This window comes from Microterricola pindariensis, assembly GCF_002936985.1.
GTDB classification, from domain to species: Bacteria; Actinomycetota; Actinomycetes; order Actinomycetales; family Microbacteriaceae; genus Microterricola; species Microterricola pindariensis.
This window is the reverse complement of sequence record NZ_MPZN01000035.1, coordinates 20820-35237: the sequence shown is the minus strand read 5'-3', so window position 1 is coordinate 35237 and position 14418 is coordinate 20820. Positions and strand designations below refer to the sequence as shown.

Genomic DNA, 14418 nt, shown 5'->3' with positions numbered 1-14418 from the left:
TGCAGGCGGGCGGCGAGCCGGTCGTGGCGGATGAAGCCCGGGGCGACGATCAGCCCCGTGATGTCGAGGATGCGGGCCGGGGTTTCGACGGGCTCAACCCACGAGGCCGATTCGACAGGCACGATCGCACTGATCCGGCCGGCGCTGATGTGCACGTCGGCGCGGAAGCGCGCACCGCCGAGTCCGTCGATCACCTCGCCGCCGCGCAGGATCCAGTCGGGCACCATTCCTCGGTTTCTCGGCGCTCGGCCGGTCATTTCCTGTCCATCCACGCCGACACGGTGTGCACATGTTGCAACACCCTGTGCAAGAATGGCTAGTGAGTTCACTCTAGGGGAGATCGCCGTGTCACAGACAATCCACCGTGCGACCGAGATCATCGAGTTGCTCGCCGCCAGCCCGCGCAGCCTGAACGAGGTCGCCACCCACTTCGAGGTGCACCGCACGACCGTGTTCCGCCAGCTGCAGACGCTCGAGCGCGCCGGTTTCGTGATGCACCGGGCCGACGGGCAGTACGCCATCGGCACCCGCATCATCGCGATCGCGCAGCAGGCGCTCGACAACTTCGACCTGCGCCGCGTCGCCCACGAGGAGCTGCGGGCCCTGCAGCGCCGCGTCGGCACGACCGTGCACCTGGCCCAGCTGCTGGAGCGCAGCGTCGTGTACATCGACAAGGTCGAAGGCGATTCCAGTGTGCGCATGTACTCGCGGATCGGCCTTCCGGTGCTGCCGCAGGCCACCGGGGTCGGCAAGGTGATCCTGGCGCAGCTGCCGAGCCAACGCCGCGACGAGCTGCTGGCCGGCACCGAGTGGACGGCGTTCACCCGCACCACGCACACCTCCCGCGCCAGCCTCGACGCCGATCTCGCCACGATCTCCGGCCGCGGGTGGGGCGTCGACGACAGCGAGTTCGAGGACTTCATGAACTGCATCGCCGCCCCCATCGCCAACTCCACCGGCACCGTTCTCGGCGCCCTCTCCATCAGCTCCATCAAGGTCGTCAATGACCTGGACGCGCTCCGGCACCACCTGCCCGACCTGCTCGACACGACCGCTCGCATCAGCGCGCAACTGGGCTAGTCCCGGCCGGATGCCGAGTGCGACGGCATCCGCTCTCATACTGGTACGCACTCAACTCACAGCAAGGAATCCCCATGACCAAGCAGGCCATCACCATCCCGAACGCCCCGAAGCCCGCCGGGCCCTACAGCCACGGTGTCGTCGCCAACGGCTTCCTGTTCACCGCCGGCTTCGGCCCGCAGGACCCGGCCACCGGCGAGGTCGTGCCCGGCGGCGTCGCCGAGCAGACCGCACAGGTGCTGCGCAACATCCAGGCCGTGCTGAACGAGGTCGGCGCCACGATGGACGACGTCGTCAAGACCACCGCGCACCTGCAGCACCTGCACCGCGACTTCGCCGAGTACAACGTGGCGTACGCCGGCTTCTTCAGCGAGCCGTACCCCGTGCGCACCACCGTCGGCAGCGACCTCGCCAACATCCTGGTCGAGATCGACGTCGTCGTCGCACTGCCGACGGCCTAACTGTTCCTCCCCCTTGACGTCGTGTACACGCTCGAGGGGTCACCTGCCTCCGCTGCCGGGGCGCGCCCCGCGGCCCCTGGCCGGCTATCCGTCCGCCCTCGACGCATCGACTACGCGAAAAATGCGCCACCGCCCGCCGCGTGGCGCACTTTTCGCGTAGTCGATCGGCGGCCGGGCTTGCCAACGCCTCCGACGCCCGCTGAGCACTGGCCGGCGCTACAGCGTGAAGTCGACGCCGGTGAGCTGCTCGGACTCGCGCCAGACGCGCTCGGCGATGGCGCGGTCGGTGCTCGTCTTGCTCGGCGCCTGCAGCACGGGTGCGCCCTTGTTCAGGAAGCGTGGGCCCCAGTACTGGCCGCCGCGGGCGGCCGGGTCGGCGATGGCGCGCACGATCGGCCACGCGCCCCGGTTCTTGCCCTGCGTGATCGGCGCCTGCAGGTTGTCCACGAAGCGCTTGAGCGCGCTCGGCTCGTTGACGCCGGGCACGCGTGGGGTGCGCCCGCCGATCGAGTAGCCGGGGTGCGCGACGAGCGCGCTGGCCCGGGCGCCATCCCCGATGCCGGCGGCGCGGGCCGCGGCGCCGAGCCGCCGGTCGAGCTCGAAGCCGAACACCTGCATCGCGATCTTGGACTGCGCGTAGGCGCGCCACGAGTTGTAGCCGCCGGCCAGCTGCAGGTCCTCCAGCGTGGAGTCCATCAGCCGCGAGATCATCGAGCCGAGCGCGACCACGCGCGCGCCCGGCGTGCGCTGGAGCGCGGGCAGCAGCTGCGCGGTCAGCGCGAAGTGGCCGAGGTAGTTCGTCGCGACGACGAGCTCGAGGCCGTCCGCGCTGAACTGCCGGGTGCGCGGCGGGTGCACGATTCCGGCGTTGAGCACGAGGCCGTCGATGCGCTCCACCTCGAGCAGTCGGGCGGATGCCGCGGCCACCGAGTCGAGCGAGGCCACGTCGAGGGCAAGCGTGCTGACCGAGGCGCCGGAGACCCGGGCGCGGATCGCGCGGAGCGCGGCATCCGCCCGGCCCTCGTCGCGGCAGGCCAGCACCACGTGCGCGCCGGCCCGGGCGAGCTGCTCGCTGGCCCAGAAGCCGAGCCCGGCGTTGGCGCCGGTCACGACGATGGTCTTGCCCCGCTGCGCGGGGAGCTCGCTCGGGTTCCAGCCGCCGGGTTGCGTCATTCGGTGTCGGCGGAGCCGTTCGAGCCGGCGATCTCCTCGTGGTGCTGGATCACCTCGGCGACGACGAAGTTGAACCATTTCTCGGCGAAGGCGGGGTCGAGGTGCGACTCCTCGGCGAGGGCGCGCAGCCGCGCGATCTGGCGGCGCTCACGGTCGGGGTCGGTGGGCGGCAGCCCGTGGTCGGCCTTGAGGCGGCCGACGCGCTGGGTGTACTTGAAGCGCTCGGCGAGCATGTGGATGAGCGCGGCGTCGATGTTGTCGATGCTCATGCGGATGCCGTTGAGTTCTTCGCGCGCCTCGCGCTCGTCTGCTGCCATGCATCGACCCTATCGCCCGCGGCATCCGGCCCACGCCGATGTTGCAGCGGGGCGCCGCGTCAGGCGGTGGCGAGGCGCGGGCCGAAGCGCAGCCGGCGCTGGGCGAGCAGGATGCCGAGCAGCACGCAGGCGGCGCCGAGCGGCTCGTGCCAGCCGAAGCGCTCGCCCAGGATGAGCACGCCGAGCAGCACGCCGACGACCGGGGTGACGTAGGTGACCGTCGACGCGTTCGTCGGCCCCCAGGCGCGCAGCACGTTGATGTTCCAGATGTAGGCGAGGCCGGTGCCGAGGGCGCCGAGGGCGAGCAGGCTGAGCACGATCGGCCAGGTCAGGGCGACCGGGTGCCAGGCGATCACCGGCGTGAGCAGGAGCATGATCACGCCGCCGATGCCGATGTTCAGGAACGCGAAGGTGGCGCCGGCGATCGGCCGCTGGCTGAGGAACTTGCGGGTGTAGCCGAAGGTGAAGCCGTAACAGGTGGCCGCGCCGATGCAGGCGAGCTGGCCCCAGAGCGAGCCGGTCAGCGCGGTGTACTGCCAGGGGGCGATGATCACGATCACTCCCAGCACCCCGACCGCGATGCCGGTGACCTGCCCGCGGTCGAGCTTCTCCACCCGGAACGCGAGGGTCGCCATCACGGCCGTCATGATCGGCGTGACCGCGTTGTAGATGCTGGCCAGGCTGGAGGAGACGTACTGCTCAGCCCAGGCGAAGAGCAGGTGCGGCACGACGCAGCCGGTGATCGCGATGACGGTGAAGTGCAGCCAGACGATCTTCTCCCGCGGCAGCACGGGCCCGCCGGCGACCCGCGGCCGGGTGGCGAGCACGATGAGGCCGAGGGTGAGTCCGCCGAGCACCAGCCGCGACCACGCGATCTGGCCGAAGCTGACCCCGTCGAGGGCGACCTTCATGAACAGGAAGCTGGCGCCCCAGATGGTGCCCATCGCGAGGAATTGCAGCGCGATGGAGACCTGGCCGTAGCTGCGGTTCTGGGTGGGTGCGTTGCTCACTCGACGACGTTATCGCGCGGGGCGGGCCCTGTCGCGCGCAGCGGGCGCCGCTCGGGCGCGAAGTCCGAAATGCGCCGAAGAATGGCAGTGGGCGCCGCCCGCCGCGAGTCTGGACTCGCGGCCGACGGCGCCCCCGGAGCGCCTGGCGCCTTAGTGGCTGCTCGCCTTCTCTGCACCGATGCCGGTGAGCGAGCGCACCTCCATCTCGCTCTGCTTGGCCGGGTCCTCTGTCTTCTTGTCGAGCACCGTGCCGAGCCAGCCGAGCAGGAACGCCAGCGGAATCGAGACGATGCCGGGGTTGGCCAGCGGGAAGACCGCGAAGTCGGCGCCCTTGATCATGGCCGACTCCGAGCCGGACACGACCGGCGAGAGGGCGATCAGCACGATCGCCGAGATGAGCCCGCCGTACATGCTCCAGAGCGCGCCCTGCGTGGTGAAGCGCTTCCAGAACAGCGAGTAGACGATCGTGGGCAGGTTGGCGGATGCCGCGACGGCGAAGGCCAGGGCGACGAGGAAGGCGATGTTCTGCCCGTTCGCGCCGATGCCGCCGACGATGGCGACGACGCCGATGATGACGACGGTGCGCCGGGCGACCTTCATCTCGGAGCCGGGGGCCGGGTTGCCCTTCTTGACGACGCTGGCGTAGATGTCGTGGGCGAAGGAGGCGGCCGCCGTGATGGTGAGGCCGGCGACGACCGCGAGGATCGTCGCGAACGCGATCGCCGAGATCAGGCCGAGCAGCAGCGGGCCGCCGAGCTCGAAGGCCAGCAGTGGCGCGGCCGAGTTCGCCCCGCCCGGTGCGGCTGCGATGACATCCGCGCCGATGAGGGCGGCGGCGCCGTAGCCGAGCACGAGCGTGAACAGGTAGAAGATGCCGATCAGCCAGATCGCCCAGACGACCGACTTGCGGGCCTCCTTGGCGGTGGGCACCGTGTAAAAGCGCATCAGCACGTGCGGCAGCGCCGCGGTGCCGAGCACCAGGGCGAGGCCGAGCGACATGAAGTCGACCTTGGCGATGTCGCTGACGCCGTACTTGAGGCCCGGCTCGAGGATCGCCGGGTTGCCGGCCGTCGCCACCGCGCTGTCGAGCAGGGTGGAGAGGTTGAAGCCGTTGAGGGCGAGCACCCAGATGGTCATCACGGCGGCGCCGGCGATGAGCAGGAACGCCTTGATGATCTGGACCCAGGTGGTGCCCTTCATGCCGCCGACGAGCACGTAGACGATCATCAGCGCGCCGACGACGGTGATGACAATCGACTGCCCGACGGCGTCGTCGATGCCGAGCAGCAGCGACACCAGGCCGCCGGCGCCGGCCATCTGGGCGAGCAGGTAGAAGAAGCAGACGACGAGGGTGGTAATGGCGGCGGCGATGCGCACCGGGCGCTGCTTGAGCCGGAAGGAGAGCACGTCCGCCATCGTGAACTTGCCGGTGTTGCGCAGCAGTTCGGCGACGAGCAGCAGGGCGACGAGCCAGGCCACGAGGAAGCCTATCGAGTAGAGGAAGCCGTCGTAGCCGGTCATGGCGATGGCGCCGACGATGCCGAGGAAGGACGCGGCCGAGAGGTAGTCGCCGGCGATGGCCGCGCCGTTCTGGCCGCCGGTGAAGGAGCGCCCGGCCGCGTAGTAGTCGGCGGCCGTCTTGTTGTTCCGGCTGGCGCGGAACACGATGATCATGGTGATGGCGACGAAGGCCGCGAAGATCAGGATGTTGATGACGGGGTCGCCGGGGTGCGAGCCGGTCTCGAGGTGCAGGTTCATGAGGTGCAGGTTCACAGGGACTCCTCGGCGGTCGGGGCGGATGCCGCGTGGCGGGGCGCCGCGGCCGACGCCGCGATGGCCGCCTCGGCCTCGTCGCGGATCTCGCTGGCGATGGGGTCGAGCTCGCGGTTGGCGAAGGTGACGTACCAGGTGGTCACGGCGAAGGTCGTGACGATCTGGGCCAGGCCGAGCAGCAGGCCGACGTTGACGCTGCCGAAGACCGGCGTCGCCATGAGCGCTGGCGCATATGCCGCGAGCAGCACATAGGCCAGGTACCAGGCCAGGCAAGCGATCAGGACGGGGAACACGAAGCGGCGGTGCCTGCTGCGCAGCTTCTGGAATCGAGGTGTCTCTTGAATCGCGGCGAAGTCGACGGCATCGGTGCCCGTCGCCTCGGCGGTGTGCAGGGCGTCGTTGCCCATGGCGCTTCTCCTCAACTGGATGTCGACCGGCGGCATCGGTGCGCGCGCGGTCCGATCACTCTGCCAAAGCGGGTGCGCCCGGCATCCGCCCCGGCCCGCACGCAGCGCCGAGCGGTCGCCCCGCTGCGCCGAACGGATGCCGCGGCCGCCCGTCGCCTACTCTGGGCAGATGCCTGAGTCGTTGTCGCTCACCGTTGCCGCCGCCGGCGTCGTGACGCTCGTCGTGCTCGGCGTCCTGTTCATCGGCTTCCGGCTGCTGCGCGGCGGCCGGGACCTGGCCACCGACGCCGAGCGGGCCACCTTCACCACGCTGCACCTGGCCTCCCTCGCCGGGAAGCACCTGCGCAACGGGCTCGAGCCGGCCGGGGCGGGCAAGGCCGCCAGACACCTGCGCACGCTGCTCGGCGCCGAGGCGCTGGCGCTCACCGATGCGCACTCCGTCGTGGCCTGGGCGGGTGCGAGCTCGGAGGGAGTCGGCGTGGCCACGGGGTCGATCGCCACGATCGACGCCAGCGTGCCGGGCCTCGATTCCGCGGCCCGCGAGCACCCGCACGTCGAGGTGATGCGCCTCGCCGCCGAGGTCTTCGCCAGCGGGCAGACCCGCGTGCTGCGGGCGGAGCGCGGCACCGCGGGCGCGGTGGGCGGCCGGCACGGCACGGCGGCGCTGGACGCCGTCGTCGCGCCGATCCGGGCCGGCACCCGCATCCTCGGCGTCGTCGCGGCCTTCACCCCGCGCGCCCGGCCCGGGCTGGTGCGCGCCACCAACGAGGTGGCCGATTGGGTGGCCGCCCAGGTCGAGCTGGCCGAGCTGGACCGCTCGCGTCGGCTGCTCGTCGAGGCGGAGGTGCGGGCCCTCCGCGCCCAGATCAGCCCGCACTTCATCTACAACTCGCTGAACGCCATTGCCAGCTTCATCAACACCGACCCGGCCCGCGCCCGCGAGCTCGTGCTGGAGTTCGCCGACTACACCCGGTACTCCTTCCGTCGGCACGGCGACTTCACCACGATCGCCGAGGAGCTCGGCAGCATCCACCGCTACCTGACGCTGGAGCAGGCCCGCTTCGGCGAACGCCTGCGGGTGTCGCTGCAGATCGCGCCGGAGGTGCTCAGCACCGTCATCCCGTTCCTCAGCCTGCAGCCGCTGGTCGAGAACTCGGTGCGGCACGGGCTCGAGGGCACCGAGCAGGGGGGCCAGATCAGCATCCTCGGGCGCGACCTCGGCGCCGTCGCCGAGATCACCATCGAGGACGACGGCGTCGGCATCGACCCGGAGCGGCTGCGCACCGTGCTCGCCGGGCAGAACGACGGCGAGCACGTCGGGCTGCGCAACGTGGACCAGCGGCTGCGCCAGGTCTACGGCGACGAGTTCGGCCTCGTGATCGAGACGGCGGTCGGGGCCGGCACGCTCATCACCATGCGGGTGCCCAAGTCCCAGCCCGGGCACGACGCGGCGAGCCGCGCGGGAGATGCGAGACTGGGGCGATGATCTCCGTGCTCATCGCCGATGACGAGCTGCCGGCCCTCGAAGAGCTCGCCTTCCTGCTCGGCAAGGACGCGCGCATCGGGGCCGTCCACCGCGCCTCCAGCGGGGCGGGCGTGCTCCGGCTGCTCGAGCAGGAGCAGGTCGACGGCATCTTCCTCGATATCCACATGCCCGGCCTCAGCGGCCTCGATGTCGCCCGCTCGCTCGCCCAGCTGCCGAAGGCCCCGCCCGTCGTGTTCGTCACCGCCGACGAGGACCACGCGCTCAAGGCGTTCGAGCTGGCCGCCGTCGACTACCTGCTGAAGCCCGTGCGCTCCGACCGACTCGTGCGCGCCGTCAGCCGCATCGTCGACACGTTGGCCGGCAGCCACGGCGGCCAGGCCAGCGCCCCGGTCGAGCGGCCGGAGATGATCGCGGTCACCCTCGGCGGGGTCACCCGCATGATCGACCGCGCCGAGGTGCGCTTCGTGCAGGCGCAGGGGGACTACGCCCGGCTGCACACCGAGGAGGCCAGCTACCTGGTGCGCGTGCCGCTGGCCGATCTGGAGGTGCAGTGGGCGGATGCCGGCTTCATCCGCATCCACCGCGGCTACCTCGTCGCCATGGCGCACGTGACCAGGCTGAAGCTCGGGCAGAGCAGCCCGGCCGTCACCGTCGGCGGCGCCGAGATCCCGGTGAGCCGGCGGCACCTGCCGCGGCTGCGCGAGCGCCTCGAGGCCAACAGGGTGAAGCCGAGCGCGCCGTGAGCGCCCCGTGAGCGCCGTCCCGGGCAGCCACGTCTCGGGCAGCCCCGTCCCGGACGGCCCCGTCCCCGGCAGCGCGCCGGCCACCGACCAGCGCCCGCAGCGGGTGCGGGTGACGGCGCCTGGATCGCGCGCGGCCCCCGGCACGGGCCCGGCCGGCATCCGCGGCGACCCCGCAGCGGGCAGCGGCGCCGACGCGCCCTCGCAGGTCGCCGAGGTGTACGTGCGCTCGCTGATCCGCTCCCAGCTGCGGCTGGCGCTCGTGGTCGCCTTCGGGTTCCTGGTCTCGCTGGCGGCGTTCGCGCTCGTGCTGCGGCTCACCCCGGAGCTCGAGGCGGAGCGCTGGTTCGGCGTTCCCGTCGCCTGGCTGCTGCTCGCCTTCGGCGTCTATCCGATGATCGGGCTGAGCGCCTGGCTCTACGTCTGGGCGGCCGGCCGCAACGAGGCGCGCTACACCGCCCTCGCCGAGGAGGGCCCGTGAACCAGGCCGTCGGCTACATCGCGGTGTCCACCGTCGTGCTGGCCACCGCGTTCATCGGCTTCTACGGCCTGCGCATCTCCCGCACCACGAGCGACTTCTTCGTGGCGTCCCGCACGGTGCGGCCCTGGTGGAACGCGTCGGCCATCGGCGGCGAGTACCTCTCCGCCGCGTCGTTCCTCGGCATCGCCGGGCTCATCCTGCTCAGCGGCCAGGACGCGCTGTGGTTTCCGATCGGCTACACCGCGGGCTACCTCATGCTCCTGCTGTTCGTCGCCGCGCCGCTCCGCCGCTCCGGCGCGTACACGGTGCCGGATTTCGTCGGGGCGCGGGTGGAGTCGGCATCCGCACGCCGCGTCACCAGCCTGCTCGTGATCGTCGTCGGCTGCCTCTACATCGTGCCGCAGCTGCACGGCGCGGCCCTCACCGTCAGCATCAGCACCGGCCTGCCCGCCTGGGTGGGCGCCGTCGCGGTTGCCGCCGTCGTCTGCCTCGTTGTGGTGACGGGCGGAATGCGCTCGATCACCTTCGTGCAGGCGTTCCAGTTCTGGCTCAAGCTCACCGCCATCGCGGTGCCGGTCGTGTTCCTCCTGATCGTCGTCGCCCGCGAGGGCATGACGGGGGCAGAGCTCGGTGCCCAACTCGGCGACGGGCTGCTCGGCGGCACCGAACCGGCCAGTGCCTACCGCACCGTGTCGCTGCTGGTGGCGCTGCTGTTCGGAACGCTCGGCCTGCCGCACGTGCTCGTGCGCTTCTACACGAACCCCGACGGGGCCTCCGCCCGCCGCACCACGCTGATCGTGCTCGGCCTGCTCGCCGTCTTCTACGTGTTCCCGACCGTGCTCGGCTTCCTCGGCCGCGCTTTCATGCCGGAGCTGGCGGCGGGCGGGCAGGCGGATGCCGTCGTGCTGCTGCTGCCCGGCGTGATCGCCCCCGGCCTGCTCGGCGAGCTGCTCACCGCCCTGCTCATCGCCGGCGGCTTCGCCGCCTTCCTCTCCACGACCTCCGGGCTCGTCGTCTCGCTGGCCGGCGTGATCAGCCAGGAGCTGTTCGGCGGCAGCGTGCGCGGCTTCCGCTGGGCGGCCGTGCTGGCCTCGCTCGTGCCGCTCACCGTCGCGCTCCTGAGCGGCAGCTCGGCGATCGCCGGCGCGGTCGGCCTCGTGTTCGCGTTCACTGCCTCGACGATCTGCCCGGCCCTGCTGCTCGGCATCTGGTGGCGCGGGCTCACCGCGCCAGGCGCGATCGCCGGCATGCTCACCGGCGCCGCTCTCTGCGGCGGCGCGATGATGCTCGGCCCGGCGCTCGCGCCGCTGCTCGCCGGCGCCGTGCCGTTCGTCGGTGAGTTGCTCGCGCAGCCCGCCGCCTGGACGGTGCCGCTCGCGTTCGGCGTGACCATCGCCGTGTCGCTGGCGACGGCGTCGGGCCGCCCGCTCGGCGTGAGCCGGGTGCTGGCCCGCCTGCACACCCCGGAGCGGCATCGGCACCTGCCGGGCGCGTAGCGGCGAGGGGCGCCCGCCCGGACAGCGCCCGCCCGGGTTCTGGCCGCCCAGTACGCTGGAGCGATGCTCGCTCTGGTCGTCGTCTCTGTTCTGGTCGGCGCCTTCGCCCAACGCATCACCGGGATGGGCTTCGCACTCGTGGTCTCCCCCGCGCTCGTCATCATCCTCGGCCCCTTCGACGGCGTGCTCATCGTCAACCTCTGCGGGGTGCTCTCCTCGCTGCTGATCATCCCCCGCGTCTGGCGGCACATCGAGTGGCGCACCCTGGCCTGGCTGGCGGTGCCCGCCCTGCTGGCGATCGTGCCCGGCTCGCTGCTGGCCGCAAACCTCGCCGGGCCGCAGCTGCAGATCGGCGTCGGCGTGCTCGTGATCGCCGCGCTCACCGTGTCGCTCGTCGTCACCCGCACCGCGCAGACCGTGCCCCGCCGGCCGGCGGCGATCGTCGCCGGGGCGGCATCCGGGTTCATGAACACGGCGGCCGGCGTAGGCGGCCCGGCCCTCAGCGTCTACGCGGTGCTGACCCGCTGGCCGCAGGCGCAGTTCGCGGCGACGCTGCAGCCGTACTTCGTCCTGATCGGCTCGACGTCGCTGCTCACCAAGTTCGCGTTCTCCGGCGGCACCCTTCCGGCGCTGGATGCCGCGAGCTGGGTGTTCGTCGTCGTCGCCCTCGTCGCCGGCCTCGGGCTCGGCGAGCTGCTGCACACCCGCATCAGCCACCATGCGGCCCGCGTCGCCGTGATCTGGATCGCCTACGCGGGCGGTGCCGTCGCCCTCATCGACGGCACGCTCAAACTGCTGCCCTGACGGGGCCCCGCCCCGCCCCGCCCCGCGCATCGAGAAGCAAGAAAACGCGCCAAAACTCCGCATTTGGAGCATTTTCTTGCTTTTCGATGCGCGGGCACGCGGCGCGTACGGGGTGGCGTACCGGCGTTAACGGCGGATGCCGGCGCCGCCCGCGTGAACGGGAGGCACCGGCATCCGGTGAAGCAGAGCCGAGCGACTAGTCGATCAGGTCGTGGCGCACGATGATCTCGTCGCGGCCGGGGCCGACGCCGATCACCGAGATGCGCGAGCCGCTGATGGCCTCGATCGCGAGCACGTAGTCCTGCGCGTTCTTCGGCAGGTCTTCGAATGTGCGCGCACCCGTGATGTCCTCGGTCCAGCCGGGGAACTCCTCGTAGATCGGGGTGGCGTGGTGGAAGTCGGACTGCGAGACCGGCACTTCCTCGTGGCGCACGCCGTCGACGTCGTAGGCGACGCAGACCGGGATGGTCGGGAGGCCGGTGAGCACGTCGAGCTTGGTGAGCACGAAGTCGGTGACACCGTTGATGCGCGCCGTGTAGCGGGCGATCGGGGCGTCGTACCAGCCACAGCGGCGCGGGCGGCCGGTGGTGGTGCCGAACTCGAAGCCGTTGGCGCGCAGGAACTCGCCGGACTCGTCGAACAGCTCGGTCGGGAACGGGCCGGCGCCCACGCGGGTCGTGTACGCCTTGACGACGGCGATGACGCGGTCGATCTTGTTCGGCGCGATGCCGGAGCCCGTGACGGCGCCGCCCGAGGTCGCGTTCGACGAGGTGACGAACGGGTAGGTGCCGTGGTCGACATCCAGCATCGTCGCCTGGCCGCCCTCGAACAGCACGGTCTTGCCGTCTTCGAGCGCCTTGTGCAGCGTGAGCGCGGTGTCGTCGACCATCGGGCGCAGGCGCTCGGCGTAGCTGAGCAGCTCGTCGACGATCTCGTCGACGGAGATGGCGCGGCGGTTGTAGACCTTGACCAGCAGGTGGTTCTTCTGGTCGAGGGCTCCCTCGACCTTCTGGCGCAGGATGTTCTCGTCGAAGAGGTCCTGGATGCGGATGCCGACGCGGTTGATCTTGTCGGCGTAGCTCGGGCCGATGCCGCGCCCGGTGGTGCCGATCTGGCGCTTGCCGAGGAAGCGCTCGGTGACCTTGTCGAGCGTGCGGTGGTACTGGGTGATGACGTGCGCGTTCGCGCTCACCTTGAGCTTGGAGACGTCGACGCCGCGCGACTCGAGGGCGTCGAGCTCCTCGAACAGCACCTCGATGTCGACAACGACGCCGTTGGAGATGACGGGCGTGACGTTCGGGGTCAGGATGCCGGAGGGCAGCAGGTGCAGCGCGTACTTCTCGGTGCCGACGACCACCGTGTGGCCGGCGTTGTTGCCGCCGTTGAACTTGACCACGTAGTCGACACGGGAACCGAGCAGGTCGGTCGCCTTGCCCTTGCCCTCGTCGCCCCATTGGGCGCCGATCAAAACGATTGCTGGCATGTGTTGCTAGTCCTCTCCTCGGATGACAAAGGCTTCAGTGGGCGGCTGCGTCGCCGCGAGCATCTCGGGTGTGATCACCGGCAAGAGCTGGGTGGTGGTGTACTTCATCTCGATCCGCTCCACGGCCTCCGGGTCGAGCCCCTGCAGGAAGTCGCCGAGCCGGTCGGCCTCATCGTGCGCGCCGATCGCGCTGGCCGCGCGCCGCAGGGCGTAGGCGGCGCGCAGGGCGCCGCGGTTGGCGCGGTGCTGCCAGGACGCGCGGTCGCCGGGGCGCCAGCCCGCGGCGTCCAAGGCCTCGAGGCCGCGCGCGTGGGCGACGACCGCATAGGCGTAGGCGTCGACGAGGCGGCCGTCGGCGTGGGCGATGTCAGAGAGCTCGGCCCAGACGAGTGGGGACTCCGGATGCCGGAGCGCGAGGTCTGCGACCTCGTCACGATTCGCTGAAGCGAGCGCCTCGCGCACAGCGGGCACGTCGGGCAGTTCAGTCTCGGCAGAGCCGAGCGAGTCGTCGCCAGTCACACTCCACCTTATCGCGCCCAGCTCCAACACCCGGTTAAGGAGTCTCGGATGGACGGGGCGGGCTACATCCACTTCTTGCGTTTGAAGGTGATGTAGAGCCCCGCGGCGAACGCGATCATGGCGCCGACCGCGAGCGGGTAGCCGAGGGCCCAGTGCAGCTCAGGCATGTTGTCGAAGTTCATGCCGTAGACGGCGGCGATCAGGGTCGGCGCGAACAGGATGGCGGCCCAGCCCGAGATCTTCTTCATGTCCTCGTTCTGCCGCTGGGAGACCAGCGTCGCGTTCACGTTCAAGATCTGCGAGAGGGAATCGCGCAGCTCCGAGACGCGCCCATCGACCAACGTCAGGTGGTCGGCCACATCCTGCAGGTACGTCTGCAGCGCCTCGGGGATCCCGTAGCGGTCGAAGCCCTTCCGCAGCGCCGCCACCACATCCACCAGCGAGGAGGTCGCGTGCCGCAGGTCGATGACCTCCTGGCTCAGCCGGTAGATGCGCTCGGCGACGGCGGCGTCGCCACTGAACACCTGCCGCTCGATCTGCTCCCGGTCGATCGCGAGGCCGCGCAGCACCGGGGTGTAGCCGTCGACGATCACGTCCAGCAGCCGGTAGACGACCGCCTCCGGCCCGAGCCCCAGCAGCTCGGAGTCGTCGAGCAGCGTGTGATCGGCGGTCTCGGCGTTGCGCGGCAGCGTGGCGTCATCCGAGCCGTCGACCCATCGGCCGTCCTGGCAGAGCACCGCCACCGAGTTCGGGCGCACGAGCACGTGGAACTCGGAGAAGTCGACCTCTTCCGCCTCATCCACGTAGCGCGCCGACCGCACCACGAGGAAGAGCACATCGCCGTAGCGCTCCAGTTTGGGACGCTGGCCGGCGACCTGCAGGTCTTCGACGAGCACCGGGTGCAGCCCCCAGGCGTCGGCCAGTTCCGCGATGTCGGCGACCGTTGGGTCGGGGAACAGGCAGAGCGCGATGCGGCCGGGCTCCTCCTGGGAGAACCGCAGCGCGTCAGCGATCGAGGTGTGCGGCGGCGCGCTGGTCAACCGGCCGTCCACGACGTAGGTGGTGCGGCGCGTCGTGCCCGGGGCGGCGGGGGTGGCGCCGACGCTCCCGCGCCGGAACAGCCCGCCGCGCCGCGGAGTCGATCCGTCGTGCTGTCGTTGTGGCATGGCGTGCTTTCTGCTGATCGGC

At 71.1% G+C, this 14418-nt stretch carries 15 protein-coding genes and 1 pseudogene; 7 read left to right on the top strand and 9 right to left on the bottom strand.

What is annotated here, in order from left to right; all coding sequences use genetic code 11:
- A pseudogene (locus tag GY24_RS17670) lies at positions 1 to 227 on the bottom strand (hypothetical protein); the annotation flags it as partial.
- A 118-nt stretch (positions 228 to 345) separates the two neighbouring features.
- Here GY24_RS17670 and GY24_RS11115 point away from each other — a divergent pair.
- Positions 346 to 1080, top strand: a complete 735-nt coding sequence (locus GY24_RS11115; protein ID WP_161498728.1) for an IclR family transcriptional regulator — start codon at positions 346 to 348, stop codon at positions 1078 to 1080.
- A gap of 74 nt (positions 1081 to 1154) precedes the next feature.
- The gene (locus tag GY24_RS11110) at positions 1155 to 1541 is read left to right on the top strand and encodes a RidA family protein (RefSeq protein ID WP_083362795.1); all 387 of its coding nucleotides are present in this window, start codon (positions 1155 to 1157) and stop codon (positions 1539 to 1541) included.
- Positions 1542 to 1757: 216 nt separating this feature from the next.
- On the opposite strand, the gene GY24_RS11105 is transcribed toward GY24_RS11110, so the two are convergent.
- The 5 genes from GY24_RS11105 to GY24_RS11085 form a co-directional block, all read right to left on the bottom strand.
- Complete coding sequence (locus GY24_RS11105) at positions 1758 to 2714, bottom strand: SDR family NAD(P)-dependent oxidoreductase (protein WP_104475722.1); 957 nt, start codon at positions 2712 to 2714, stop codon at positions 1758 to 1760.
- A complete protein-coding gene (locus GY24_RS11100; RefSeq protein ID WP_083362778.1) occupies positions 2711 to 3031 on the bottom strand; it encodes a chorismate mutase in 321 nt (106 codons plus the stop codon). The genes GY24_RS11105 and GY24_RS11100 overlap by 4 nt, the downstream gene beginning before the upstream one ends.
- Before the next feature lie 59 nt (positions 3032 to 3090).
- Positions 3091 to 4041, bottom strand: coding sequence for a DMT family transporter (locus GY24_RS11095; RefSeq protein ID WP_324778417.1), 951 nt, complete (start codon positions 4039 to 4041; stop codon positions 3091 to 3093).
- 150 nt (positions 4042 to 4191) lie between these two features.
- On the bottom strand, positions 4192 to 5799 hold the full coding sequence (locus tag GY24_RS11090) for a solute symporter family protein (RefSeq protein WP_104475731.1): 1608 nt from the start codon (positions 5797 to 5799) through the stop codon (positions 4192 to 4194).
- A gap of 11 nt (positions 5800 to 5810) precedes the next feature.
- The gene (locus GY24_RS11085; protein ID WP_104475720.1) at positions 5811 to 6221 is read right to left on the bottom strand and encodes a DUF485 domain-containing protein; all 411 of its coding nucleotides are present in this window, start codon (positions 6219 to 6221) and stop codon (positions 5811 to 5813) included.
- 169 nt (positions 6222 to 6390) lie between these two features.
- Here GY24_RS11085 and GY24_RS11080 point away from each other — a divergent pair, with 169 nt between their 5' ends.
- From GY24_RS11080 to GY24_RS11060, 5 genes are all read left to right on the top strand, one after another.
- Positions 6391 to 7707 carry a sensor histidine kinase gene (locus GY24_RS11080; protein ID WP_104475718.1) on the top strand — a complete coding sequence of 439 codons (1317 nt, stop codon included), beginning with the start codon at positions 6391 to 6393 and terminating at the stop codon, positions 7705 to 7707.
- The gene (locus tag GY24_RS11075; protein ID WP_104475716.1) at positions 7704 to 8450 is read left to right on the top strand and encodes a LytR/AlgR family response regulator transcription factor; all 747 of its coding nucleotides are present in this window, start codon (positions 7704 to 7706) and stop codon (positions 8448 to 8450) included. The genes GY24_RS11080 and GY24_RS11075 overlap by 4 nt, the downstream gene beginning before the upstream one ends.
- 103 nt (positions 8451 to 8553) lie before the next feature.
- A complete protein-coding gene (locus GY24_RS11070) occupies positions 8554 to 8928 on the top strand; it encodes a DUF485 domain-containing protein (RefSeq protein WP_104475728.1) in 375 nt (124 codons plus the stop codon).
- Positions 8925 to 10424, top strand: a complete 1500-nt coding sequence (locus GY24_RS11065) for a sodium/solute symporter (protein ID WP_104475714.1) — start codon at positions 8925 to 8927, stop codon at positions 10422 to 10424. The genes GY24_RS11070 and GY24_RS11065 overlap by 4 nt, the downstream gene beginning before the upstream one ends.
- A 63-nt stretch (positions 10425 to 10487) precedes the next feature.
- Positions 10488 to 11228, top strand: a complete 741-nt coding sequence (locus GY24_RS11060) for a sulfite exporter TauE/SafE family protein (protein ID WP_104475712.1) — start codon at positions 10488 to 10490, stop codon at positions 11226 to 11228.
- Between the two features lie 196 nt (positions 11229 to 11424).
- On the opposite strand, the gene GY24_RS11055 is transcribed toward GY24_RS11060, so the two are convergent.
- The 3 genes from GY24_RS11055 to GY24_RS11045 all read right to left on the bottom strand — a co-directional run bounded on the left by GY24_RS11055 (position 11425) and on the right by GY24_RS11045 (position 14396).
- A complete protein-coding gene (locus GY24_RS11055) occupies positions 11425 to 12711 on the bottom strand; it encodes an adenylosuccinate synthase (protein WP_104475710.1) in 1287 nt (428 codons plus the stop codon).
- A gap of 6 nt (positions 12712 to 12717) precedes the next feature.
- Positions 12718 to 13230, bottom strand: coding sequence for a DUF3151 family protein (locus tag GY24_RS11050; protein ID WP_104475708.1), 513 nt, complete (start codon positions 13228 to 13230; stop codon positions 12718 to 12720).
- 62 nt (positions 13231 to 13292) lie between these two features.
- Entirely contained in the window at positions 13293 to 14396 is a 1104-nt protein-coding gene (locus GY24_RS11045; RefSeq protein WP_104475706.1) for a magnesium and cobalt transport protein CorA, read from the bottom strand.
- Between the last annotated feature and the right edge of the window lie 22 nt (positions 14397 to 14418).